This is a genomic window from Lysobacter sp. F60174L2, assembly GCF_052547135.1.
The window spans coordinates 706,818-730,184 of record NZ_JBQWRA010000002.1; the positions used below are offsets into that span (position 1 = coordinate 706,818).

A 23,367-nucleotide genomic window follows, 5' to 3' on the forward strand; every position below is an offset into this window, starting at 1 on the left:
TCATGACCGACATCCACAGCGACAAGATCCTGATCCTCGACTTCGGCGCGCAGTACACGCAGCTGATCGCCCGCCGCATTCGCGAGATCGGCGTCTACTGCGAAATCTGGGCCTGGGACCACGACCCGGCCGAGATCGCGAAGTACGGCGCCAAGGGCATCATCCTGTCGGGCGGGCCCGAGTCGACCACGCTGGAAGGAGCGCCCCGCGCCCCGCAGGAAGTCTTCGACTCCGGACTGCCGATCCTAGGCATTTGCTACGGCATGCAGACCCTGGCCGCGCAATTGGGCGGCACGACCGAGGCCGCCGACGCGCGCGAGTTCGGCCACGCCGAGGTCGAACTGGTTGCCCATGACGCATTGCTCGGCGGTTTGAGCGACCACGGCGGAACCCCGCGCCTGAACGTCTGGATGAGCCACGGCGACCACGTCGCCACCGCGCCGCCGGGCTTCAGCGTCACCGCGAAGACCGATCGCATTCCGGTCGCGGCGATGGCCAACGAGGACAAGCGCTGGTACGGCGTGCAGTTCCACCCGGAGGTCACCCACACCCTGCAGGGCCAGACCCTGCTGCGCCGCTTCGTCACCGAGATCTGTGGCTGCCAGACCCTGTGGACCGCCGCCCACATCATCGACGACCAGATCGCCCGCGTGCGCGAGCAGGTCGGCAGCGACGAGGTGATCCTCGGCCTCTCCGGTGGTGTCGACTCCTCGGTGGTCGCGGCGCTGCTGCACAAGGCGATCGGCGAGCAGCTGACCTGCGTGTTCGTCGACACCGGCCTGCTGCGCTGGCAGGAGGGCGACCAGGTGATGGCGATGTTCGCCGAGCACATGGGCGTCAAGGTGGTCCGCGTCGACGCCGCCGATCGCTATTTCAAGGCGCTCGAAGGCGTCAGCGACCCCGAGGCCAAGCGCAAGATCATCGGCAACCTGTTCGTCGAGATCTTCGACGAGGAGTCGGGCAAGCTGCGCAACGCCAAGTGGCTGGCGCAGGGCACCATCTACCCCGACGTGATCGAGTCCGCCGGCAGCAAGACCGGCAAGGCCCACGTCATCAAGAGCCACCACAACGTCGGCGGCCTGCCCGAGCACATGAAGCTCGGCCTGGTCGAGCCGCTGCGCGAACTGTTCAAGGACGAGGTGCGGCGCCTGGGCGTCGAGCTCGGCCTGCCGGCACCGATGGTCTACCGGCACCCGTTCCCGGGCCCCGGCTTGGGCGTGCGTATCCTCGGCGAGGTCAGGCGCGAGTACGCCGAGCTGCTGGCCAAAGCCGACCACATCTTCATCGACGAGCTGCGCAAGGCCGATCTTTACGACAGGACCAGCCAGGCGTTCGCGGTGTTCCTGCCGGTCAAGTCGGTCGGCGTGGTCGGTGACGCACGCGCTTACGAATGGGTAATCGCGCTGCGGGCGGTCGAGACCATCGACTTCATGACGGCGCACTGGGCGCACCTGCCGTACGATTTCCTTGGCAAGGTTTCGAACAGGATTATCAATGAGTTACGCGGTGTTTCTCGCGTAGTTTACGATATCAGCGGAAAGCCTCCGGCGACCATCGAGTGGGAGTAGGCGGCTTGGCCGACGCAGCGCTGCCGACGGACGAGCACTGGATGCGCCACGCGCTGGCGCTGGCCGAACGCGCCGAACACGAGGACGACGAGATCCCGGTCGGCGCGGTGCTGGTGTCGGCCGATGGCGAGGTCCTCGGCGAGGGCTGGAACCGCAACATCGGCGAGCACGATCCGACGGCCCACGCCGAGATCGTCGCGATGCGTGCGGCCGGTCGCCGCATCGGCAACCACCGGCTGCTCGGCAGCACGCTGTACGTGACCCTCGAACCCTGCGCGATGTGCGCGATGGCGATGGTCCACGCACGTGTCGCGCGGGTCGTGTTCGGGGCGCTCGACCCCAAGACCGGCGCCGCGGGCAGCGTGTTCGACCTGCTCGCCGACCCGCGCCACAACCACCGGGTTGAAGTGCAGGGCGGCCTGCTTGGCGACGAGGCCGGCTCGATGCTGAGCAACTACTTCCGGCGCAAGCGCGGCAGGCCGCTGCTCTAGGCTTTTCCGCGCACCCTCACGCGGGTGTGGGCGCGGTCCATTTCCTCGTTGAGGATGGCGACGGCGATCGTCGATTCGCGCGACAGCAGCAGGCTCGACGCGAACAGTCCCAGTACCCCGAGCACCGCGAACGTGGTGGGCAGCACGCCCGCCGGCGATGGCACGAAGGCGTCCAGGACCACCATCAGGCTGGTGCCGACGAAGAAGCTCAGCGACAGGTAGAGCAACTGGTTGGCGCGGAGGATCAGGCCACTGCGGCGACGCTGCCGCGAGACGCGGTGATCCAGCCATCGCAACTCGTCCTCGTCGGTCGCCGACTCCATGTCCTTCATGAGCTGGCGCAACCGGTCGACGACGCGCGCCAGGCGATTGCTGGCCGAGATCAGCAACGACCCCGTCGCCGTCAGGAAGAAGGCCGGCGCGAGCATTGCGGTCAGGATGGCGTAGTCGGCGGGTGCATCGGGCAGCATGCGCGGCGTCGGAAGCGGAAACCTCGGCTATCATGACGCGACAGGGAGCGGACGGCGAGCGATGGGCGTGATATCGGGCAATGCAAGCAACGGCCATCATCGGCTGATCTGGATCGACCTGGAGATGACCGGGCTCGATACCGACAACGATTCCATCCTCGAGATCGCCACGGTCGTCACCGATCCCAACCTCGAGATCCTCGCCGAGGGGCCGGAGCTGGCCATCCACCATCCGCTGCAACGGCTGGAGGCGATGGACGACTGGAACCGCAACCAGCACCGCAAGTCGGGCCTGTGGAACCGCGTGCTGGAGCAGGGCGTGTCGATGGAGGAGGCCGAGGAGCGCACGCTGGCGTTCCTGGCCGCCTGGGTGCCGGCCAACGCCTCGCCGATCTGTGGCAACTCGATCTGCCAGGACAGGCGTTTCCTGCACCGGCAGATGCCGGCGCTGGAGAAGTACTTCCACTATCGCAACCTCGACGTCAGCACGCTCAAGGAACTGGCCCGGCGCTGGGCTCCCGACGTGCTCGCCGGCGTCGGCAAGGAGGCCAGCCACACCGCGTTGAGCGACGTGCATGACTCGATCGCGGAGCTGCGCCACTACCGCTACTTCATGGGACGGCTGAGCGGCCTGCAGCCGCCCGAGGCGTCCTGAGCGAGCCAGCCCCGTACCGGCGTCCGTGCCGACTCAGTCGGATGACGCGGGCAACACGGGCCTGGGCGGATCGATGATCCCGCCGTCGGCGGCATGGTGGTACATGTGCACGTCTCGCTGCGGGTAGGGGATGCTGATCCCGGCCGCGTCGAAGGCCTTCTTGATGCTTTCGTTGAGGTGCACCTTCACCGCGAACCAGTCGTCGTTGCCCGTGTGGCAGCGCACGCCGAGCTTGACCGCGTCCGCGGCGAGTTCGTAGACCACCACGTCGGCGGCCGGTTCGGCGAGCACCCGTTCGTCCGCATCGATGATCTCCATGATGACCCGGCGCGCCTCGTCGATGTCGTCGTCGTAGCCGATGCCGATCACCAGCTCGACCCGGCGGCGCACGTCGGGCGTGGAGTTGATGATCGAGTCCGAAGTCACCAGGCTGTTGGGCAGCACGATGGTCTGGTTGTCGGCGCCACGCAGGCGGGTCTGGAAGATGCTGATCGACTCGACCGTACCGCCTTCGCCGTTGATGTTCACCACGTCGCCCACCCGGAACGGTTTCAGCGCCACCAGCATCACCCCGGAGGCGATGTTGGACAGCGAATCCTTCAGCGCCAGGCCGATTGCCAGGCCCGCCGCGCCAAGCACGGCGATCATCGACGTCATCGGCACGCCGACCACCTGCAGCGCCGCCAGCACCAGCACCACGGTGAACACGACCGTCGCCACCTTGCGCAGGAACTGCAGCGCGGTGACGTCGAGATCGGTACGGCTCAGGCCGCGGTCGATGAGCTTTACCAGCCAGGCGATGACGTAGCGTCCCACCAGGAACAGCAGCAGCGCCAGGCCCACCCGGATGCCGAGGCCGATCAGCGCCTCGGTCCATTCACCCGCACGTGCGTAGTCGATCCAGCTCAGGCGAAGGTCCTGCATCCAGTGCTCCAAGGGGTGGTCTCGGGGGGCGAGAAATGCGAAACCCCGCGTGAGCGGGGCGTCGCGTGTTGTCATCGGTGATGGTGTCGCTTCCGGCGTTATCGCGCCGTCACGACGCTCAGCCCGCCTTGGCCTTGGCCAGCCGCAGCCAGGTGTCGACCACGGTGTCGGGATTGAGCGACACCGATTCGATGCCTTGCTCCATCAGCCACTCGGCGAGGTCCGGATGGTCGCTCGGACCCTGTCCGCAGATGCCGACGTACTTGCCCTTGGCACGCGCGGTACTGATCGCCATCGCCAGCAGCTTCTTGACCGCCGGGTCGCGCTCGTCGAACAGCGAGGCGACGATGCTCGAATCGCGATCCAGCCCGAGCGTGAGCTGGGTCAGGTCGTTGGAGCCGATCGAGAAGCCGTCGAAGATCTCCAGGAACTCCTCGGCCAGCAACGCATTGGACGGCACCTCGCACATCATGATGATCTTCAGGCCGTCCTTGCCCTGTTCGAGGCCATTGGCGCGCAGCACCTCGACCACCTTGCGGCCTTCGTCGAGCGTGCGCACGAACGGGATCATCACCCAGCAGTTGGTCAGGCCCATCTGCTCGCGCACCTTCAGCACCGCGCGGCACTCCAGCGCGAACGCCTCGGTGAAGCTCGGGTCGACGTAACGGCTGGCGCCGCGGAAGCCGATCATCGGGTTCTCTTCGTGCGGCTCGTAGGCCGCGCCGCCGATCAGGTTGGCGTACTCGTTGGACTTGAAGTCGCTCAGCCGCACGATCACCGGGTTCGGCGCAACCGACGCGGTGATCGTGGCGATGCCCTCGGCGAGGCGGTCGACGTAGAAATCGACCGGATCGCCGTAGCCGGCGATGCGCTCGTCGATCTTCTTCCTGATCGCGGCGTCCTGGCGGTCGTACTCGAGCAGCGCCTTCGGATGGATGCCGATGTGGCTGGCGATGATCATTTCCAGCCGCGCCAGGCCGACGCCGGCGTTGGGCAGCATCGCGAAGTCGAATGCGCGTTCGGGATTGGCGACGTTCATCATCACCTTGAGCGGTGCCGGCGGCATCTTCTCGAGGTCGGCGACGTGGCGTTCGAAGGGCAGGGCGCCCTCGTAGATGAAGCCGGTGTCGCCCTCGGCGCAGCTGATCGTGACGACCTGGCCGTCCTGGATGGTGTCCAGCGCGTTGCCGGTGCCGACCACGGCCGGCACGCCAAGCTCGCGCGCGATGATCGCGGCGTGGCAGGTGCGGCCACCGCGGTTGGTGACGATCGCGGCCGAGCGCTTCATCACCGGCTCCCAGTCCGGGTCGGTCATGTCGGCGACCAGCACGTCGCCGGGCTGGACCCGCGCCATGTCGTCGAGCGAGCGCACCACGCGGGCGACGCCGCTGCCGATCTTCTGGCCGATCGAACGGCCCTCGCAGATCACCGGGCCACGTTCGCCGAGCTGGTAGCGCTCGATCTGGGTCGCCTTGCTGCGCGACTTCACCGTCTCCGGGCGCGCCTGCACGATAAAGAGTTTCCCGCTGACACCGTCCTTGGCCCACTCGATGTCCATCGGGCGGCCGTAATGTTTTTCGATCACCAGCGCCTGCTTGGCCAGCTCGTGCACGTCGGCGTCGGAGATCGAGAAGGTGTTGCGCAACTCGGCCGGGGTGTCCTCGGTGCGCACGCGCTCGCCGGGCTGGTCGGAATAGACCATGCGCAGCTGCTTGGCGCCGATCGAGCGGCGCAGGATCGCGTGCTTGCCCTCGAGCAGGGTCGCCTTGTTGACGTAGAACTCGTCCGGGTTGACCGCGCCCTGCACGACCATTTCACCGAGGCCGAAGCTCGAGGTGATGAACACCACCCCGCGGAAGCCCGACTCGGTGTCGAGGGTAAACAGCACGCCGGAGGCGCCGACGTCGGAGCGGACCATCAGCTGCACGCCGGCCGACAGGAACACGTCCTCGTGCTTGAAGCCGTGGTGGACCCGATACGCAATGGCGCGATCGTTGTAGAGGCTGGCGAAGACTTCCTTGACCTTGACGACGACATCGTCCTCGCCGGTCACGTTGAGGAAGGTTTCCTGCTGGCCGGCGAAGCTGGCGTCGGGCAGGTCCTCAGCGGTCGCCGACGAGCGCACCGCGACCGCCACGTCGCCGCCGCCATTCTCGGCGCACAACTGGCGGTAGGCCTCGCGGATGTCCTTGTCGAGCGCAGGCTGCAGTGGCGCGTCGATCACCCACTGGCGGATCTGCGTGCCGGCCTTGGTCAGCGCGCCGACGTCCTCGACATCGAGGTCGGCCAGGCGGTCGAAGATCCGCTGGTGCAGGTCGTTGTGGGCGATGAAGTCCCTGAACGCCTCGGCCGTGGTGGCGTAGCCGCCGGGCACCGAAACCCCGAGGTTGGCGAGGTTGCCGATCATCTCGCCGAGCGAAGAATTCTTGCCGCCCACGCGGGCCAGGTCGTCGAGGCGCAGCGCGTGCAGCCAGAGGATGTTCTCGTTCAAGACAGCCGATCTCCGTGGTTTGGGCGCGTCCAGGCGCGCCAAGCGGCTATGATCGCTCCTGCGTCGGATGCATACAAGCTTGATTCGACGGGCTTTTTCCTGTTTGCGCACGTCCAGGGCGCATCTCAAACCAGCGGGGTCAGTGATGGCGGCAGTACGACCGGTCTTCTACGTTTCCGATGGCACCGGCATCACCGCCGAGACCATCGGCCACAGCCTCCTGACCCAGTTCACCGACAACCACTTCACCAGCGAGCGGATCTCCTTCGTCGACAGCATCGACCGTGCCCGTAGCGCCGCCGAACGGATTCGCGCCGCCGGGGAACGCCACGGGCTGAAGCCGGTGGTGATCAATTCCTGCATGGACAGCGAAGTCAGCGAGGCCCTGGCCGAGAGCGGGGCATTGATGCTCGACGTGTTCGCGCCGTTCATCGAGCCGCTTGAAAGAGAGCTGGGCGAAAGCCGCCAGCGCCATGTCGGCCGCGCGCACGCGATTGTCGATTTCGATGCCTACCACCGCCGCATCAATGCGATGAACTACGCGCTGACCCACGACGATGGCGTCGCGGTGGACTACGAGGACGCCGACGTGATCCTGGTGGCGGTGTCGCGGGCCGGCAAGACCCCGACCTGCGTGTACCTGGCGTTGCACTACGGCGTGCGCGCTGCGAACTACCCGCTGACCGAGGAGGACCTCGAGCACGACCGCCTGCCGGAACGGTTGCGCCAGTACCGCAACAAGCTGTTCGGGCTGAGCATCGACCCGGTCCGCCTGCAGCAGATCCGCCAGGAGCGCCGCCCGAACTCGCGTTACGCCGAGCTGGAGACCTGCCGGCGCGAGGTCGCCAAGGCCGAGGCCCTGTTCCGCGCCGAGCGCATCCCGACCCAGACCACGACCAATACCTCGATCGAGGAGATCTCGAGCAAGGTGATGTCGACGCTGGGGATCCACCGCGAGATGTTCTGAGGCGGGGAACCTCGAAAGTACGACCGCCCACCGGCCCCGTCAATGCTGCCGCGGTACAGCCACGGCGTGTAGCATCGAGCCATGACCCCGCTCGCCACCCGCACCGCCCGCATCCCCACGCTGAGCCGTTTCGGATGGCTGATGGCGCTGTATACCGAGAACCACGAGCGGCTCGAACACATGTTCGCCCCGGCCCGGTTGGGGCAGGGCAGTTACGTGTCGAGTGTCGGGGACGGGCTCGACCTGCAGGTCGAGGTGATCGCGCAGCACGCCTACACCACCGAGCTGCGCCTGACCTACGCCATGCCCGACCCGGTGACCGGCCAGCCGGACCCGTCGGCGTACCTGCGGCAGTACCACGACGCCCGCCAGCTCGAAGCCACCCATTGCTACATCGGCCGCCGCTGGCAGGACGTCATCGGCATGTATCCGCCGCCGGCCGAACTGGTCGGGCACCGGCTGCGGATGAACACCTTCCTCGGCAAATGGCTGCAATACCTGTCCGAGCGGGGGCACGGCAGCGACACCCTGGCCCCGGATGAAAAAAAGTTCATCGAAGTCGCAAAGATCGCTTGACGATTTCCGGAGTCGTCCCTAAGCTTGTCGACTTTCCAGCCCGTGGGGCCATAGCTCAGCTGGGAGAGCGCCTGCATGGCATGCAGGAGGTCGGCGGTTCGATCCCGCCTGGCTCCACCATTTTCAAAGTGTTCTTCGATACTCGACCGAGTGAAAGCGGTCGGCCCAAGTTCGGAGTTCCACTGCGTCCCCATCGTCTAGAGGCCTAGGACACTGCCCTTTCACGGCGGCGACAGGGGTTCGAATCCCCTTGGGGACGCCACTTTTTCATTGAGAAGGCCCGCCATTGGCGGGCCTTCTTTTTTGGCATCGACCGGTATTCGTCAGTCGGCGCTCGCCACGTCCTCCCGCAGCGGAATCCGGCCCGGCCAGCCGCCGGCCATCGCCTTGTAGACCGCCACCGCGCTGGTTGCCGCCCGCGTGCGGACATCGGCCAGTGCGTCTTGCGCCTGCAGCTTGGTGCGTTCGGCATCGAGCACTTCCAGCAAACTGGTGGCGCCGGCGTCGTAGCGCACATGGGCCAGTTCCGCGGCGCGGGCGCTGTCTTCGGCGGCCTGCTGCAGGTGCCGGTCCTCGGTGCGCGTGCGGGCGTAGCGGACCAGGGCGTTCTCGGTTTCCTCCAGTGCCAGCACCACGGTTTTCTGGTAGTTGGCGAGTTCGCCGGCGGCATCGGCATCGGCGGCGGCCATGCGGGCGCGGACGCGGCCGATGTCGAGGAAGGACCAGTCGATGCCGAGTGCGACCAGGCTGGTTTCGCTGTCGCGCTCGAACAGGTTCGAGGTGTCGATCGCCTGGCTGCCGATCAGTCCGCCGAGGGTGAAGCGCGGGAACAGGTCGGCGGTTGCGACGCCGATGCGCGCGGTAGCCGCGTGCAGACGCTGTTCCGCTGCGGCGATGTCGGGTCGGCGGCGCAGCAGGTCGCCCGGCGTACCGGGATCGATCGGTGCGGGCAGGGCGGGGAGGTCGGCAGGTTGTTTCAGTTCGACGACGAGGGCATCCGGCGTCTTGCCGGTCAACACGGCCAGGCGGTGCATCATCACGGCGGCTTCGGCTTCCAGCGCGGGTACCCGGGCGAGCGTCGCTTCCAGCTGCGCACTGGCACGCGCGCGGTCGAAGCCGGTCGCGCTGCCGGCGTCGAGCCGGGCCTGGACGATACGCAGGGTCTCGCGCTGGTTGTCGGCGTTCTCGCGTGCGACGTCCAGGCGCTCCTGCAGGCCGCGCAGGTCGATGTAGCTGCGCGCGACCTCGGCGACGATCGCGACCTGCAACGCGGCGAGGTCGGCGGCGGTTGCGGCGGCTTCGGCACGTTGCGATTCGACCCCGCGGCGGACGCGACCGAACAGGTCGAGTTCCCACGCCATGTCGATCCCGGCCGAGTAGGTCTCGCCGTCGCGTTGCTCGCGTGACAGGCCGGGTGCCTGGTCGGCGCTGGCGCGGCTGTCGCTGCCCTCGGCGCTGGCGGTGACGGTTGGCAGGTAGTCGAAGCGCGAGCCACGCAGCAGGGCGTTGGCACGGTCGAAACGGGTCAGGGCGATGCGCAGGTCGTAGTTCGCCACCAGCGCCTCGTCGACCAGCCGCGTCAGCATCGGGTCGTCGAAGGCGTTCCAGAAATCCGCATCGGGTTCGGGCTGGGGCGCGACTGCGACCGGGCTGGAATCGTCGCGGACGAACTGCTCCGGCACCGACAGGGTGGGCCGCACATGGTCGGGTCCGACCATGCAGGCGGCGAGGGCGATCGGCAACAGGGCGATCGCGAAGGTGCGCGAGACGTTTCGCGCTGCGGGGTTGAACTTACGCATGGGTGATCTCCTGCAGTTCGTTGCGCGCCTGGTTGCCGGCGCGTCGCGACACCAGCTTGCGCAGGGCGACGTAGAACACCGGGGTCAGGAACAGGCCGAACAGGGTGACGCCGAGCATGCCGGCGAAGACGGTGATGCCGGTGATGGAGCGGACCTCCGCACCGGCGCCGGACGAGAGGACCAGCGGGATCGTGCCGGCGATGAAGGCGATCGAGGTCATGACGATCGGGCGCAGGCGCAGGCGGCACGCTTCCAGTGCGGCCTCGACGATGCCGCGACCCTGCATTTCCAGCTCACGGGCGAACTCGACGATCAGGATTGCGTTCTTGCACGCGAGCCCCATAAGCACCACCAGTCCGACCTGCACGAACACGTTGTTGTCGCCGGTCAGCCATACGCCCAGCAACGCCGACAACATCACGATCGGAACGATCAGGATCACTGCCAGCGGCAAGGTCCAGCTCTCGTAGAGCGCGGCCAGCACCAGGAACGCCAGCAGCACCGCGAGCGGGAACACCACCAGCGCCGCGTTGCCCTGGGTGGACTGCTGGTAGCTCAGGTCGGTCCATTCGATGACCATGCCCTGCGGGAGCACCTGCTGCGCCAGCTCCTCCAGCTTCTCCATCGCCTGCGCCGACGACATCACGCGCGGGTCGGCTTCACCCATGAGGTCGGCCGCGGTGTGGCCGTTGTAGCGGATCACCGGGTCGGGGCCGAACGTGCGGCTCACCTCGACCATGCTGCCGATCGGAACCATCTCGCCCTGGACGTTGCGGGTACGCAGGTTGCCGATGTCCTCGACGCTGTCGCGGTACGAACCGTCCGCCTGCGCGATCACCTGCCAGGTGCGGCCGAACATGTTGAAGTCGTTGACATAGGCCGAGCCGAGGTAGGTCTGCAGGGTGTCGAACAGCTCGGTCAGCGGCACGCCCTGCGCCTTGGCCTTGACCCGGTCCACCTCGACGTCGAGTTGCGGCACGTTGGCCTGGTAGCTGCTGTTGAGGTAGCCCAGCCCCGGCACCTGCGAGCCCGCGCCCTGCATCGCCTGCACCGCGCTCTGCAGCGCGCCGTAGCCGAGGTTGCCGCGGTCCTCGATGAACAGCGAGTAGCCCGAACCGTTGCCCAGCCCCTGGATTGGGGGCGGCATCAGGGCGAAGGCGAAGCCCTCCTGGATGCCGGCGATCTTCGCGTTGAGCTCGTCGGTGATTTCCTTGGCGCTGCGGGTACGCTCGCCGAACGGTTCGAGGTTGATGAAGCTGACACCGTAGTTGGGCGTGTTGATGAACTGCAGCGGATTGAAGCCCGGGAACGCGATGTCGTTCTTCACGCCCTCGATGTCCATCGCGAGGGCACCGATCTTCTTCAGGGCCGCGTCCGTGCGCTCGATCGAGGCGCCTTCCGGCATCTTGATGCCGGCGATGATGTAGCCCTTGTCCTGTGCCGGGATGAAGCCCTTCGGCACGATCTGGAACATCAGGCCCGTAACCAGCAGCAGCCCGGCATAGATCGCGAACACCGCGCCACGACGGCCCAGCGCCCTGGAAACGCCGCGCTCGTAACGCTCTGAACTCCGGTTGAAGAAGCGGTTGAACGGACGGAACACCCAGCCGAACAGGCGGTCGATCAGGCGCGTCGGGCGGTCCTTCGGCGCGCCGTGCGGCTTGAGCAGGCGGGCGGCCAACGCCGGCGACAGGGTCAGCGAATTGATCGCCGAGATCACCGTCGAGATCGCGATGGTCACCGCGAACTGCTTGTAGAACTCACCGGTCACGCCGGACAGGAACGCCATCGGCACGAACACCGCGCACAGCACCAGCGCGATCGCGATGATCGGTCCGGACACTTCCCTCATCGCCAGGTGGGCGGCATGCAACGGGGTCGCGCCGGCCTCGATGTGGCGCTCGACGTTCTCGACCACGACGATCGCATCGTCGACCACGATGCCGATCGCCAGCACCAGCCCGAACAGGGTCAGCGTATTGATCGAGAAGCCCAGCAGGTACAGCGCGGCGAAGGTGCCGACCACCGACACCGGCACCGCGATCAACGGGATGATCGAGGCGCGCCAGGTCTGCAGGAACAGGATCACCACCAGCACCACCAGCAGGGTGGCTTCCAGCAGCGTGGTCACCACCGCCTTGATCGAGTCGCGTACGAACACGGTGGTGTCGTAGACCGACTTGTACTCGATACCCGGCGGGAAGCTCTCGGCCGCCTCGTCCATGCGGCGGATGACTTCGTCGCGGATTTCCAGCGCATTGGCGCCCGGCGCCTGGAAGATGCCGATGGCGGCGGCGTTCTCGCCGTCCAGGCGCGAGCGCATGCTGTAGTCGCCCGCGGCAAGTTCGATCCGGGCCACGTCCGACAGGCGCACGACCGTGCCGTCGGCGCCGGTCTTGATCACCACGTCGCCGAACTCCTCGGCGGTGGAGAGGCGGCCCTTGGCGTTGATCAGGGTCAGGAAGTCGCTGCCATTGGGCATCGGCTCGGCGCCGAGCTGGCCCGCGGACACCTGGATGTTCTGCTCGCGGACCGCGCGCACCACGTCGCCCGCGGTGAGCCCACGGGAGGCGACCTTGTCCGGATCCAGCCACAGCCGCATCGCGTAATCGCCGCCGCCGAACGCCTGCGCGTCGCCCACGCCGGGGATGCTCGCCAGCCGGTCCTTGACGTGCAGGCGCAGGTAGTTGCGCAGGTACAGGGTGTCGTACTTGCCGTCCGGCGAGGTCAGGTGGACGACCATCAGGAACACCGGTGACTGCTTCTGCGTGGTCACGCCCTGCCGGCGGACGTCCTCGGGCAGTCGCGCCAGCGCCTGGCTGACCCGGTTCTGCACGCGCACGGTCGCCTCGTCGGCGTCGACTTCGGGACTGAAGGTCACGGTGGTCTGCAGCGAGCCGTCGGAGCTGGCGACCGACTTCATGTACATCAGGCCTTCGACGCCGCGGATGGATTCCTCCAGCGGCGTGGCGACGGTTTCGGCGATGACCTTGGGATTGGCGCCCGGATACACCGTGCGGACCATGACGGACGGAGGCACCACCTCCGGGTATTCGCCGATCGGCAGCAGCGGGATCGAGATCAGGCCGGCGGCGAAGATCACGATCGACAGCACTGCCGCGAAGATCGGCCGGTCGATGAAGAACTTTGAGAAATCCATGGGGGAAAGTCCTGTTTCGGGTTTCTGTGGCGTCAGCCGCCCGTGGCTCCCGCGGGATGCGGGAACCCGGATGGCTCGTCGAGCGCCACGGTCGCTGGGTCTCCGCGTTCGCGGAGACGGCGGTTGGGGTGGATCAGGTTGACCGGTGCATCACTTCGACCCGGCCGTGGTGGCCACCCGGTCGCCCGGCGTGGCGGGGTCCGCGCCCATCGCCACGGTCTGCGGGTCGACCGGCATGCCCGGGAAGAACACCTTCTGCACGCCGTGCACGATCACCTTGTCGGTGGCGGCCAGCCCGGAGGTCACCACGCGCAGGCCTTCGGCGGTGTCGCCCAGCTTCACGTCCTTGCGCACGGCGGTGTTGTCCTTGCCGAGCACGTAGACGTATTTGCGGTCCTGGTCGGTCATGACCGCCTTGTCGTCGATCAGCAGCACCTCGGACTCGTTGCCGCCGGCCAGTTGGACGCGGGCGAACAGGCCCGGGGCGAACACGCGGTCCGGGTTGGGCAGCACCGCGCGCAGGCGGATCGTGCCGGTCGCGGGGTCGACCTGGTTGTTGACGAAGTCGACCGTGCCCTCGTGCGGATAGCCGGACTCGTTGGCCAGGCCGACCCGCACCGGGTTGCTCGAATCGGCGCGGTCGCCGTTGCGGGCCAGCTCGCGGTAATGCAGCCAGGTCTGTTCGTCACCCTCGAAGTACACGTGCACCGGGTCCAGCGAGACCACGCTGGTCAGCACCGTGGCATCCGCCTGGGCGAGGTTGCCGGCGGTGATCATCGCGCGGCCGGCGCGGCCGTCGATCGGCGAGCGCACTTCGGTGAACTGCAGGTCCAGCCGCGCACTGGCGACGGCGGCCTCGGCGGCGCGGACGGCGGCGTTGCCCTGGCTTGCGGCAGCGCGACGGGCCTCGGCTTCCTCGCGCGAGATCGCCTTGGCCTCGACCAGTGTCTGCGCCCGCGTGCTTTGCGCCTTGGCGAGCCCGGCCTCGCTGCGAGCGCGCTCGAGGTTGGCTTCGGCCTCGGCCAGCGCGGCCCTGTACGGGCGCGGGTCGATCACGAACAGCAGGTCGCCCTTGGCGACTTCCTCGCCTTCCTCGAAGGCGACCCGCTCGACGTAGCCGCTGACCCGCGGGCGCAGCGCGACCGACTTCACCGCCTCGACCCGGCCGGTGAACTCGTCCCAATGCTGCACGGGTTTCTCGACCACCTGGGCGACGCTGACCGCGGGCGCGGGCATCGCACCGCCCGGTGCGGCCTGGCTGCCGCAGCCGGACAGGCCCACGGTCAGCAGTACGGCGGCGATGGCGAAGGTGAGTTCGGGCAGGGCGCTGCGGGTGATGCGGCCGGCCTGTGATTTCTTGGTGGGGGAGGTCATGACGAAATATCCTTTTTGGAACCCGTGGAAGAAAAACGGCCCAGCAGCGCGCGGACGGCGACGAGGGAGGGGCAGCTGTCCGGTGGGGGAGGGGCGCTGTCCGGGCCAAAAGAAGTGGAGACGTCGTGGGGAGCCGGTGCGTGACCGGTCGGCGCCGGTGGCGTGTAACGCACCACCGGGATGTCGGGTGGGGGGCGTTCGATCAACGCGACGGCCTGCTGGCCGATCGCCAGCGCACTGGGCCAGCGGCTGCTGGCGTGTTTGCGGTTGCTGCCGGTGCAGGCCGGCATGTCGACGGTCAACAGGTTGACCCGCACATCCAGTGCCCGTGCTTCGTCGTGCAGCACGCGGGCCAGCATCCGCAGCGCGGCGGCGCCGATGGAGCGATGCCCGTAACCAGCCCAGGGGTGCTCGCTGCCGGGGCCGCCGATCAGCAGGTAGTTGCCGCGCCCGGCTTCGGCCAGCAGCGGCAGCAGGTGGCGGGCGGCCGCCAGGTGCGGCAGCAGGTCCTCGTCCAGCCTGCGGCGCAGGAACTCGGCGGGCTGGTCGAGCACCCGGCCCTTGCTGCCGCCACCGCATACCGAGGCGACGATGCCGGCGAACGGGCGGCGCAGGTCGCGCAGCCGCTCGGCAAGGGCGGCACCTTCGGCGTCGCTGGCCACCGAGCCGGGCACGGTGATGATGTCGGCGTCGCCATGTTCGCGTGCCAGTGTTGCAAGCGCACCCTCGTGGCGCGCCACCGCGACCACCGGATGGCCCCGATCGAGCGCGGCGCGCACGACGCCGCGGCCGACCCCGCCGGTGGCACCCAGGATTACCAGCGCTGCGCTCATTGTCCCGCCTTCGGGATTTTCTCTCCCGAAATTGACATGGAATACGTCATCCGCACTCCCGCAGGGGAGTACGACGGCCGGTCGCCTGCTTGCACGGGCAAGTAATTCGCGGCGTCTATCGCGGGCACCGGGTTTGTCGCAAGGCCCGCCGTTGGCCCTTCCCAGGGCCGATCAACGCCGGGCACGATGATTGCGCGTGCGGATTCGGCGGGAGCGATCTGGTTGTTGGACGGGTGGTTCATGGGACGGCCTGCGGCACTTCCGGTTCGGATGCGGCACAGACTAGGGGTCGCGACGGCACTTGATTAGCCATCAGATCGGGGAATAATTGTCCCGACCGCGGGTCAATGCCGGCGCGCGTCAAAAGGAGCCCCCACATGGCCCGTGATCTCAACGACACCCTGATCTTCGTGAAGGTGATCGAGCACGGCAGCTTCATCGCCGCCGCCCGTTCGCTGCGACTGCCCAAGACCACCGTCAGCCGCAAGGTGCAGGAGCTGGAATCCCGCCTCGGCGCACAGCTGCTGCATCGCACGACCCGCAAGCTTGGCCTGACCGAGGCCGGCAACATCTACTACGACCACTGCAAGCGCATCGCCAAGGACCTCGACGAGGCCGAGAACGCGGTCGGCCAGTTGCAGGGCGGCCCGCGCGGCTGGCTGCGCGTCACCGCGCCGTACTCGCTGGGCATCGAACGCATCGCGCCGCTGCTGGGCGAGTTCCACGCCCGCCACCCCGAGGTCCGGGTGGAGATGCTGCTGAGCAACGAGCCGCTGGACCTGATCGACAAGGAGATCGATGTCGCCCTGCGGGTCGGCAACCTGCCGGACTCCAACCTGGTCGCGCGGCGGCTGGCGGTGATGCGTACCCAGGTCTACGCAAGTCCCGCCTACATCGAGCGCTTTGGCGAGCCGCTGCACCCCGACGAGCTGCAGCACCACCGGACGCTCGGCATGCAGAAGATGCGTCGCAACGACCACTTCTTCTGGCCGTTGACCGATGGCAGCAACCTCGTCGAATACCGCATCGACCCGATCATGGTCGCCAACGATCCCGCCGGCGTGCGTGGCGCGCTGCTGTGCGGCGAGGGCCTGATGCTGGCCAGCGACATCATGGTCAAGGCGTTCGCCGAGAAGGGCTACATACGGCGGGTGCTGGCGGGCTGGACCGGTCCGGAACTCGATCTCAGCGCGCTGTTCCCGCGTGGCCAGGTGACTTCGCCGAAGGTCCGTGCGTTCGTCGATTTCCTGGTCGAACGGCTCCGCTTCGATTCCGACTTCATGCAGAACCTGTGTCCCAACCGCCCCTGCGACGAGGCCGCGCTCGCCGGTGCGCAGTCGGCCCAGCAGGCGTGGGTGGCCAAGGTCGCCTCAGCGCATGAGCACCGGGAAGAAGAACAGGAAGTCGCTGCCTGAGATCAGTGGGGTGACGCGGGCTGGCCGGGGTCGGGCTGCACGCGCGGCCCCGCCATCTCGCCATCCAGCCGGGCCTCGAACTGCTCCAGGCTCAGGCCCTGCATGCGCGCCTCCTCGTTGGCCGCGTCGCGCAAGGTGTCCGAGCATTTCAGCACGGCGGCGGTGCCGGCGCGTTCGTGCATCGCCGCGGCACGTTTCAGCATGACCAGGATGGTGGCCGCGCTGTCGGAGCCGCCCACCATCTGGCCATCCAGGCCGAGCACCCACTCGCCGTCCTGCCGCGCGATCCCGCCGAGCAGGGTGCCCCGGTGATCGCGCAATTCCGCATGGCCCTCGATCGGGGCGCGGGTGGTGACCGTCACGGTGCGTTCCCGGGACTTGCGCTTCCGGCTTGCGTCCCGCTTGGCTTTCGACTGGATCGACATGCGTGCCCCCGTTGGTCATCGACGACGGATTTCATCGACAATGGTAGTACGCGCCGCGCCGACGCGGCATGAACCAGGCGGCCCCGCGCGCCGCCGGACATCTGGAGCATTGCATGCCATTCGACGATTCCGGCCGCGGTTGCGCCGGACCCGCCAGCCCGCCACGCCGCCGGTTCGTGCAAGGGCTGGCCGCCGGTGGAGCGATCGCCGGACTGGGACTCTGGCCGCAGCGGTCGTGGGCATCGGGGCCGGGTGGCCAGCCACGGGTTCTGACGGGCACCCATTTCAACCTGGACATTGGCGAGACGCCGGTGAACTTCACCGGCCTGACCCGGCCGGCGATCACCGTCAACGGTTCGCTGCCGGCGCCGATCCTGCGCTGGCGCGAGGGCGACACGGTGACGCTCGACGTCGCCAACCGGCTGCCGGAAGGCTCGATCCACGGCCACCAGGCCTCGATTCATTGGCACGGCATCCTGCTGCCGGCAAACATGGATGGCGTCCCGGGCCTGAGTTTCGACGGCATCGACCGCGGCGAGGCCTATCGCTACCGGTTCCACCTCCGGCAGGGCGGCACGTACTGGTACCACAGCCATTCCGCGTTCCAGGAACAGGCCGGCCTGTACGGCGCGATCATCATCGATCCACTCGAACCCGAACCGTTCCGCTACGACCGCGACCACGTCGTGCTGCTGACGGACTGGACCGACCTCGACCCGACCCTGCTGTTCGCGCGGCTGAAGAAGATGGCCGGCTACGACAACTACTACAAGCGCACCGTCGGCGACTTCTTCGACGACGTGCACGCGCGCGGACTGTCGGCGGCGCTGCAGGACCGCAAGGCGTGGGGCCGGATGCGAATGACCCCGACCGACCTGTCGGACGTCAATGCCAACACCTACACCTACCTCATGAACGGCCGGACCGGGCAGGGCAACTGGACCGGCCTGTTCCGCCCGGGCGAGAAGGTACGCCTGCGCTTCATCAACGGCTCGTCGATGACCCATTTCGACGTGCGCATCCCCGGTTTGAAGATGACCGTGGTCGCCGCCGACGGGCAGTACGTGCATCCGGTGACCGTGGACGAGTTCCGCATCGCGACGGCCGAGACCTTCGACGTGATCGTCGAGCCGTCGGGGCAGGACGCGTTCACCATCTTTGCGCAGGACCTGGGCCGCACCGGATACGTCAGTGGCACGCTGGCGGTGCGCGACGGGTTGCGTGCGCCGGTTCCACCGGTCGATCCGCGCACGATCCTGACCATGGAGGACATGGGCCACGGGATGATGGCGGGCGGGGCAGGGCACGACATGTCGGCGATGTCGGGCGGAGCGATGGCGGGGATGGACCACGGCTCGATGGATCACGCGTCGATGGGCCACGGCGCGACGGCTGGCATGCAGCAGCATCCGGCTTCCGAGGCCGGCAATCCGCTGATGGACATGCAGACCATGACGCCCGCGCCAAAGCTCGATGACCCCGGCATCGGCCTGCGCGACAACGGGCGCAAGGTGATGACCTATGCAGACCTCCGAAGCACGTTTTCCGATCCCGACGGACGCGAACCGGGACGCACGGTCGAACTGCACCTGACCGGCCACATGGAAAAATTCGCCTGGTCGTTCGATGGCATCAAGTTCGGCGATGCCGAGCCGTTGCGACTCAACTACGGCGAGCGAATGCGCATCGTGCTGGTCAACGACACCATGATGACCCACCCGATCCATCTGCACGGCATGTGGAGCGACCTGGAGGATGCCGACGGCAATTTCCAGGTGCGCAAGCACACCATCGACATGCCACCGGGGACTCGTCGCAGCTATCGCGTACGCGCCGATGCGCTGGGCCGCTGGGCCTACCACTGCCACCTGCTGTACCACATGGAAGCCGGCATGTTCCGGGAAGTGCGGGTGGAGGAATGAAGCTCGCAACCACGGGTTCCACCGCTTTGCATGGCCGGGTTCTTTGCCAGTCGATCGCACTCGCACTGACCGCGATGCCGGCGTTCGCGCAGGAGGTCGATCATGCGGCGATGGGGCATGCACCGCCGCCCACGGAGGAAGTGGACCATGCGGCCATGGGGCACCACGCAACACCTCCCAACGCTGAGGTAATGGGCCACGACATGCCGGAACACCATGGCCACGTCATGGATACCGGTCTGTCCGCAGACGAACCACCGATCAATCCGATTCCACCGATCACCCGGGCTGATCGCGAGGCCGCATTTCCCGACGTCGCGGGCCACCACGTCCACGACAACGCAGTCCACTCGTTCTGGTTGCTCGACCGGTTGGAAGCCTGGGACGCGGACACCGGGACCGGGGCAGGGTGGGAAGCGACAGCCTGGGTCGGGACCGATATCGACCGTCTCTGGCTACGCAGCGAAGGCGAGCATGCCGACGGCACCACCGGGTCGGCCGACATCGAGGTGTTGTACGGCCGCGCGATCGCCCCGTGGTGGGACCTGGTCGCAGGCGTGCGCCACGACTTCGGCGAAGGCCCGTCGCAGACCTTCGCCGCGATCGGCGTGCAGGGGTTGTCGACGTACATGTTCGAAATCGGCGCGACCGCCTATGTCGGCGAATCCGGGCAGACCGCGGCCAGCCTGGAGATCGAATACGAAACACTGTTCACCAATCGCCTGGTCCTGCAGTCGATGGCCGAGGCCGAGCTGCACGGAAAGGACGACGTGCGCCGCGGCATCGGCTCCGGCCTGGGCATGGTCGAGGTCGGACTGCGCCTGCGTTACGAAGTCACCCGCCAGTTCGCTCCCTACATCGGCGTGGTGCACGAACGCGCATTCGGCAAGACCGCGGACCTGCGCCGTGCCGCCGGTGAGGACGTTGACGACAGCCGGGTGGTGGCGGGTTTGCGCCTCTGGTTCTGAGGCGGCGGCCCGGCAGGCGTGATGCTCACCCCGGCTTGACTCTGGACCAAGGTCCAGGCTGCACACTGTCGTCGGACTTCAGGAGCAACGACATGCGGATCGGCCAACTCGCGCAGCGCGCAGGCGTCGCCATCGACACCGTGCGCTATTACGAACGCAACGGAATCCTGCCGGAACCCGAGCGTCAGGCTTCCGGCTATCGCCGTTATGGCGAGGACGACGTGGCCCGCTTGCGCTTCGTCCGTCGCGCCAAGGCGCTGGGTTTCACCCTGATCGAGATCCGCGACCTGCTGGCATTGTCCGGCCGCCGCGCCGACGACATGGCCGGGCTCAAGACCGCGGCGACCGGGAAGCTCGCCGATGTCGAGCACAAGCTCCAGGAGCTGACCCGCATCCGCGACGGCCTGCAGGCGCTGGTCGCGTCCTGTCCGGGCCACGGGCCGCTGGAGCGTTGCCCGATCCTCGCCGCACTGTCGGAGGAGGGCGCATGAACTCCCATGACCACAAGCACGTACACGGACAGCAATCCGGCAGTCCGGACAAGGCCGCCCATTCCTGCTGCGCGGGCGGTGCCACGTCGGCCGCCGCCACCGTCAGCGATCCGGTCTGCGGCATGCAGGTCGACCCCGCGACCAGCAAGCACCACGCACGGCACGAAGGCGAGGACTACCACTTCTGCGCGGCGCGCTGCCGCGAGCGCTTCATCGCCGATCCGGACAAGTACCTGTCGCCGTCCGAACCCGACCCCGCGATGGCCGGCGCCACCTACATCTGCCCGATGCATCCCGAGGTGAGCCAGGTCGGCCCCGGCACCTGCCCGATCTGCGGCATGGCGCTGGAGCCGGACATGCCGAGCCTCGATGACGAGGAAAACCCGGAGTTGCGCGACTTCTCGCGGCGGTTCTGGTGGACGCTGCCGCTGACCCTTGGTGTATTCGTGCTGGCGATGTTCGGCCACTACCTGCCGGGCCTGTCGCCGACGGTGCGCAGCTGGATCGAACTCGTGCTGAGCACGCCCGTGGTGCTCTGGGCCGGCTGGTCGTTCCTGCAACGCTGCGTGGCGTCGATCCGCACCGGCAACCCCAACATGTTCACCCTGATCGGCATTGGCGTGACCGCCGCGTTCGGCTACAGCGTGGTCGCGACCGTTGCACCGGACGTGTTCCCCGAATCGTTCCGCGAAATGGGGCGGGTGGGGGTGTACTTCGAGGCGGCGGCGGTGATCGTGTCGCTGACCCTGCTCGGACAGTTGCTGGAGCTGCGCGCACGAAGCAGGACGGGCGCCGCGATCAAGGGGCTGCTGGGCCTCGCGCCGAAGGAAGCGCGACGCATCAACGACGACGGCAGCGAGGAGGACATCCCGCTGACCCACGTCCACGTCGGTGACCGCCTGCGCGTGCGGCCGGGCGAGAAGGTGCCGGTCGATGGCGAGGTCGTCGAGGGCCGATCCAGCGTCGACGAATCGATGCTGACCGGTGAGCCCGTCCCGGTCGAGAAGACCGTCGGTGCCAGCGTCATCGGTGCCACCCAGAACGGGACCGGCGCGCTGGTGATCCGGGCCGGCAAGGTCGGCGCGGACACCGTGCTGTCGCAGATCGTGCAGTTGGTGGCTCAGGCCCAGCGCTCGCGCGCACCGATGCAGCGGATGGCCGACAGGGTCGCGTTCTGGTTCGTGCTGGCGGTGCTCGCCGCGGCGGTGGCGACGTTCTTCGTGTGGGGCCTGTTCGGACCCGATCCGGCATGGACATTCGCCGTACTCAACGCCGTGTCGGTGCTGATCATCGCCTGCCCGTGCGCGTTGGGGCTGGCCACGCCGATGTCGATCATGGTCGCCACCGGTCGCGCGGCACAGGCCGGCGTGCTGTTCCGCGATGCCGAGGCGATCGAGCGCTTGCGCACCATCGACACGCTCATCGTCGACAAGACCGGCACCCTGACCGAAGGGCGCCCGGCGTTCCGCGAGGTTGTCGCGTTCGAGGGATTCGACGAGGAACAGGTACTGCAACTGGCGGCGAGCCTCGACCAGGGCAGCGAACACCCGCTGGCCGACGCGATCGTCGCCGAAGCGCGTGAGCGCAAGCTCGCCCTCGACCCGGCCGAAGACTTCGACTCGGTCACCGGGCTGGGCGTGCGCGGCAGTGTCGCCGGCCACGCGCTCGCGCTGGGCAACACCGCGCTCATGCGGCAGGTCGGCGCCGACATCGCACCGCACGCCGACGTCGCCGAACGGCTGCGGGGGCAGGGCGCCAGCGCGATGTTCCTGGCGGTCGACGGGCGCGTGGCCGGCGTGATCGCCGTCGCCGACCCGATCAAGGAATCCGCCGCCTCGAGCATCAAGGAACTGCAAGCCGCCGGCCTGCGCATCATCATGGCGACCGGCGATGGCCTGACCACCGCCCGCGCCGTGGCCGGCACGCTCGGCCTGGACGAAGTGCATGGCGAAGTGCGCCCGCAGGACAAGGCCGAGCTGGTGCAACGCCTCAAGGCCGAAGGCCGCCGCGTGGCCATGGCCGGCGACGGCATCAACGATGCACCGGCACTGGCCGCGGCCGATGTCGGCATCGCCATGGGCACCGGCACCGACGTGGCGATGTCCAGCGCCCAGGTCACCCTGGTCAAGGGCGACCTGCGCGGCATCCTGCGCGCCCGGACGATTTCCGGCGCGACCGTCGCCAACATGAAGCAGAACCTGTCGTTCGCGTTCCTCTACAACGCACTCGGCGTGCCGGTCGCCGCCGGCGTGCTGTACCCGGCGTTCGGATTGCTGCTGAGCCCGATGATCGCGGCGCTGGCGATGAGCCTGAGTTCGGTGTCGGTGGTGGCCAATGCACTGAGGCTGGCGAAAGCGCCGATACCGTCAGCGGATCCGGGCGCGGCGCGGTCGACTACATGAACATGCAGTCAATCCCGTCGAGGGCGATGTGGAGCATCAGCCCGATCCCGAACAGGCGTGTGCGCCGCGGGACCACCAACGCGCCGTAGACCGCGATGGCCGGGATGCTGTGCAGCGGATGGAAGCCGATGCTGCAGCGTCCCGGCGCATAGATCGGATCGGCCAACAGGTGATCGACGTCGATCAACCAGCCGGCCAGCAGGATCAGCCACGCGCGCGCCCAGCGCTGCGGGTACCAGACCGCCGCGACCACGCCCGGCACGACGAGGTGCAACAGCAGGTGCACGGCTGCGTGGGGCTGCAAGGTCAGTGCGTCTGTAAATATCTGCATCGCGGGTAGGAGGAGCTTCAGGGCCGGCCATCTTCAGGGAACCGCCCCGAGCTGTCGCCTTGTCATATTTACATAATATGCATTATGCGAAGTCGCTTCTTCATG

The 23,367-nt window shown here is 67.7% G+C and carries 19 protein-coding genes and 2 tRNA genes; 12 read left to right on the forward strand and 9 right to left on the reverse strand.

Features of this window, described 5'->3' with window-relative positions:
- The first annotated feature begins 2 nt into the window (after window positions 1-2).
- Window positions 3-1,568 carry a glutamine-hydrolyzing GMP synthase gene (gene guaA / locus ACT9AS_RS08440; RefSeq protein ID WP_445099667.1) on the forward strand — a complete coding sequence of 522 codons (1,566 nt, stop codon included), beginning with the start codon at window positions 3-5 and terminating at the stop codon, window positions 1,566-1,568.
- 5 nt (window positions 1,569-1,573) lie between these two features.
- On the forward strand, window positions 1,574-2,059 hold the full coding sequence (gene tadA, locus ACT9AS_RS08445; RefSeq protein ID WP_445099668.1) for a tRNA adenosine(34) deaminase TadA: 486 nt from the start codon (window positions 1,574-1,576) through the stop codon (window positions 2,057-2,059).
- Here tadA and ACT9AS_RS08450 read toward each other — a convergent pair.
- Window positions 2,056-2,529: a DUF2721 domain-containing protein gene (locus ACT9AS_RS08450; protein ID WP_445099669.1), complete on the reverse strand. Its 474-nt coding sequence runs from the start codon at window positions 2,527-2,529 to the stop codon at window positions 2,056-2,058. The genes tadA and ACT9AS_RS08450 overlap by 4 nt on opposite strands.
- 61 nt (window positions 2,530-2,590) lie before the next feature.
- On the opposite strand from ACT9AS_RS08450, the gene orn reads away from it, so the two are divergent.
- On the forward strand, window positions 2,591-3,184 hold the full coding sequence (gene orn, locus ACT9AS_RS08455; RefSeq protein ID WP_445099670.1) for an oligoribonuclease: 594 nt from the start codon (window positions 2,591-2,593) through the stop codon (window positions 3,182-3,184).
- Between the two features lie 33 nt (window positions 3,185-3,217).
- Here the strand turns inward: orn and ACT9AS_RS08460 are convergent, their stop codons facing one another.
- Both ACT9AS_RS08460 and ppsA read right to left on the reverse strand, forming a co-directional pair.
- On the reverse strand, window positions 3,218-4,108 hold the full coding sequence (locus ACT9AS_RS08460; RefSeq protein ID WP_445099671.1) for a mechanosensitive ion channel domain-containing protein: 891 nt from the start codon (window positions 4,106-4,108) through the stop codon (window positions 3,218-3,220).
- A gap of 118 nt (window positions 4,109-4,226) precedes the next feature.
- Entirely contained in the window at window positions 4,227-6,599 is a 2,373-nt protein-coding gene (ppsA, locus tag ACT9AS_RS08465; RefSeq protein ID WP_445099672.1) for a phosphoenolpyruvate synthase, read from the reverse strand.
- A gap of 145 nt (window positions 6,600-6,744) precedes the next feature.
- Between ppsA and ppsR the strand changes: the two genes are divergently transcribed.
- The 4 genes from ppsR to ACT9AS_RS08485 all read left to right on the forward strand — a co-directional run bounded on the left by ppsR (window position 6,745) and on the right by ACT9AS_RS08485 (window position 8,404).
- The gene (ppsR, locus tag ACT9AS_RS08470) at window positions 6,745-7,566 is read left to right on the forward strand and encodes a posphoenolpyruvate synthetase regulatory kinase/phosphorylase PpsR (protein WP_445099673.1); all 822 of its coding nucleotides are present in this window, start codon (window positions 6,745-6,747) and stop codon (window positions 7,564-7,566) included.
- Between the two features lie 81 nt (window positions 7,567-7,647).
- Complete coding sequence (locus tag ACT9AS_RS08475; RefSeq protein ID WP_445099674.1) at window positions 7,648-8,142, forward strand: DUF1249 domain-containing protein; 495 nt, start codon at window positions 7,648-7,650, stop codon at window positions 8,140-8,142.
- 44 nt (window positions 8,143-8,186) lie between these two features.
- A tRNA-Ala gene (locus ACT9AS_RS08480) sits at window positions 8,187-8,262 on the forward strand.
- Window positions 8,263-8,328: 66 nt separating this feature from the next.
- Window positions 8,329-8,404, forward strand: a tRNA-Glu gene (locus ACT9AS_RS08485).
- Window positions 8,405-8,465: 61 nt separating this feature from the next.
- On the opposite strand, the gene ACT9AS_RS08490 is transcribed toward ACT9AS_RS08485, so the two are convergent.
- The 4 genes from ACT9AS_RS08490 to ACT9AS_RS08505 form a co-directional block, all read right to left on the reverse strand.
- Window positions 8,466-9,941 (reverse strand): efflux transporter outer membrane subunit, encoded by a 1,476-nt coding sequence (locus ACT9AS_RS08490; RefSeq protein WP_445099675.1) that lies wholly within the window; start codon window positions 9,939-9,941, stop codon window positions 8,466-8,468.
- Entirely contained in the window at window positions 9,934-13,101 is a 3,168-nt protein-coding gene (locus ACT9AS_RS08495; protein WP_445099676.1) for a multidrug efflux RND transporter permease subunit, read from the reverse strand. Before ACT9AS_RS08495 ends, ACT9AS_RS08490 begins: the two co-directional genes overlap by 8 nt.
- A 150-nt stretch (window positions 13,102-13,251) precedes the next feature.
- Complete coding sequence (locus ACT9AS_RS08500; protein ID WP_445099800.1) at window positions 13,252-14,439, reverse strand: efflux RND transporter periplasmic adaptor subunit; 1,188 nt, start codon at window positions 14,437-14,439, stop codon at window positions 13,252-13,254.
- A gap of 32 nt (window positions 14,440-14,471) precedes the next feature.
- Window positions 14,472-15,308: an SDR family NAD(P)-dependent oxidoreductase gene (locus tag ACT9AS_RS08505; RefSeq protein ID WP_445099677.1), complete on the reverse strand. Its 837-nt coding sequence runs from the start codon at window positions 15,306-15,308 to the stop codon at window positions 14,472-14,474.
- A gap of 377 nt (window positions 15,309-15,685) precedes the next feature.
- Here ACT9AS_RS08505 and ACT9AS_RS08510 point away from each other — a divergent pair, with 377 nt between their 5' ends.
- On the forward strand, window positions 15,686-16,723 hold the full coding sequence (locus tag ACT9AS_RS08510) for a LysR substrate-binding domain-containing protein (RefSeq protein ID WP_445099678.1): 1,038 nt from the start codon (window positions 15,686-15,688) through the stop codon (window positions 16,721-16,723).
- Window positions 16,724-16,725: 2 nt separating this feature from the next.
- On the opposite strand, the gene ACT9AS_RS08515 is transcribed toward ACT9AS_RS08510, so the two are convergent.
- Window positions 16,726-17,148, reverse strand: coding sequence for a hypothetical protein (locus ACT9AS_RS08515; RefSeq protein WP_445099679.1), 423 nt, complete (start codon window positions 17,146-17,148; stop codon window positions 16,726-16,728).
- 113 nt (window positions 17,149-17,261) lie between these two features.
- Here ACT9AS_RS08515 and ACT9AS_RS08520 point away from each other — a divergent pair, with 113 nt between their 5' ends.
- From ACT9AS_RS08520 to ACT9AS_RS08535, 4 genes are all read left to right on the forward strand, one after another.
- Window positions 17,262-19,070 (forward strand): copper resistance system multicopper oxidase, encoded by a 1,809-nt coding sequence (locus tag ACT9AS_RS08520; RefSeq protein ID WP_445099680.1) that lies wholly within the window; start codon window positions 17,262-17,264, stop codon window positions 19,068-19,070.
- Window positions 19,067-20,038 carry a copper resistance protein B gene (locus tag ACT9AS_RS08525; RefSeq protein ID WP_445099681.1) on the forward strand — a complete coding sequence of 324 codons (972 nt, stop codon included), beginning with the start codon at window positions 19,067-19,069 and terminating at the stop codon, window positions 20,036-20,038. The genes ACT9AS_RS08520 and ACT9AS_RS08525 overlap by 4 nt, the downstream gene beginning before the upstream one ends.
- A gap of 92 nt (window positions 20,039-20,130) precedes the next feature.
- Complete coding sequence (locus ACT9AS_RS08530) at window positions 20,131-20,529, forward strand: MerR family transcriptional regulator (RefSeq protein WP_445099682.1); 399 nt, start codon at window positions 20,131-20,133, stop codon at window positions 20,527-20,529.
- Window positions 20,526-22,931 (forward strand): heavy metal translocating P-type ATPase, encoded by a 2,406-nt coding sequence (locus ACT9AS_RS08535; protein WP_445099683.1) that lies wholly within the window; start codon window positions 20,526-20,528, stop codon window positions 22,929-22,931. The genes ACT9AS_RS08530 and ACT9AS_RS08535 overlap by 4 nt, the downstream gene beginning before the upstream one ends.
- Here ACT9AS_RS08535 and ACT9AS_RS08540 read toward each other — a convergent pair.
- Window positions 22,924-23,235 carry a DUF6122 family protein gene (locus tag ACT9AS_RS08540; protein ID WP_445099801.1) on the reverse strand — a complete coding sequence of 104 codons (312 nt, stop codon included), beginning with the start codon at window positions 23,233-23,235 and terminating at the stop codon, window positions 22,924-22,926. The genes ACT9AS_RS08535 and ACT9AS_RS08540 overlap by 8 nt on opposite strands.
- Window positions 23,236-23,367 lie beyond the last annotated feature (132 nt).

Excerpts from the sequence above, each read along its gene's own strand:
- ACT9AS_RS08505 (WP_445099677.1), bottom strand. The coding sequence starts at position 15,308 with ATGAGCGCAGCGCTGGTAATCCTGGGTGCCACCGGCGGGGTCGGCCGC.
- ACT9AS_RS08530 (WP_445099682.1), top strand. The coding sequence starts at position 20,131 with ATGCGGATCGGCCAACTCGCGCAGCGCGCAGGCGTCGCCATCGACACC.
- ppsR (WP_445099673.1), top strand. The coding sequence starts at position 6,745 with ATGGCGGCAGTACGACCGGTCTTCTACGTTTCCGATGGCACCGGCATC.
- ACT9AS_RS08460 (WP_445099671.1), bottom strand. The coding sequence starts at position 4,108 with ATGCAGGACCTTCGCCTGAGCTGGATCGACTACGCACGTGCGGGTGAA.
- ACT9AS_RS08515 (WP_445099679.1), bottom strand. The coding sequence starts at position 17,148 with ATGTCGATCCAGTCGAAAGCCAAGCGGGACGCAAGCCGGAAGCGCAAG.
- ACT9AS_RS08495 (WP_445099676.1), bottom strand. The coding sequence starts at position 13,101 with ATGGATTTCTCAAAGTTCTTCATCGACCGGCCGATCTTCGCGGCAGTG.
- ACT9AS_RS08535 (WP_445099683.1), top strand. The coding sequence starts at position 20,526 with ATGAACTCCCATGACCACAAGCACGTACACGGACAGCAATCCGGCAGT.
- guaA (WP_445099667.1), top strand. The coding sequence starts at position 3 with ATGACCGACATCCACAGCGACAAGATCCTGATCCTCGACTTCGGCGCG.
- ACT9AS_RS08490 (WP_445099675.1), bottom strand. The coding sequence starts at position 9,941 with ATGCGTAAGTTCAACCCCGCAGCGCGAAACGTCTCGCGCACCTTCGCG.
- orn (WP_445099670.1), top strand. The coding sequence starts at position 2,591 with ATGGGCGTGATATCGGGCAATGCAAGCAACGGCCATCATCGGCTGATC.
- ACT9AS_RS08450 (WP_445099669.1), bottom strand. The coding sequence starts at position 2,529 with ATGCTGCCCGATGCACCCGCCGACTACGCCATCCTGACCGCAATGCTC.
- ACT9AS_RS08520 (WP_445099680.1), top strand. The coding sequence starts at position 17,262 with ATGCCATTCGACGATTCCGGCCGCGGTTGCGCCGGACCCGCCAGCCCG.
- ACT9AS_RS08525 (WP_445099681.1), top strand. The coding sequence starts at position 19,067 with ATGAAGCTCGCAACCACGGGTTCCACCGCTTTGCATGGCCGGGTTCTT.
- ACT9AS_RS08475 (WP_445099674.1), top strand. The coding sequence starts at position 7,648 with ATGACCCCGCTCGCCACCCGCACCGCCCGCATCCCCACGCTGAGCCGT.
- ACT9AS_RS08510 (WP_445099678.1), top strand. The coding sequence starts at position 15,686 with ATGGCCCGTGATCTCAACGACACCCTGATCTTCGTGAAGGTGATCGAG.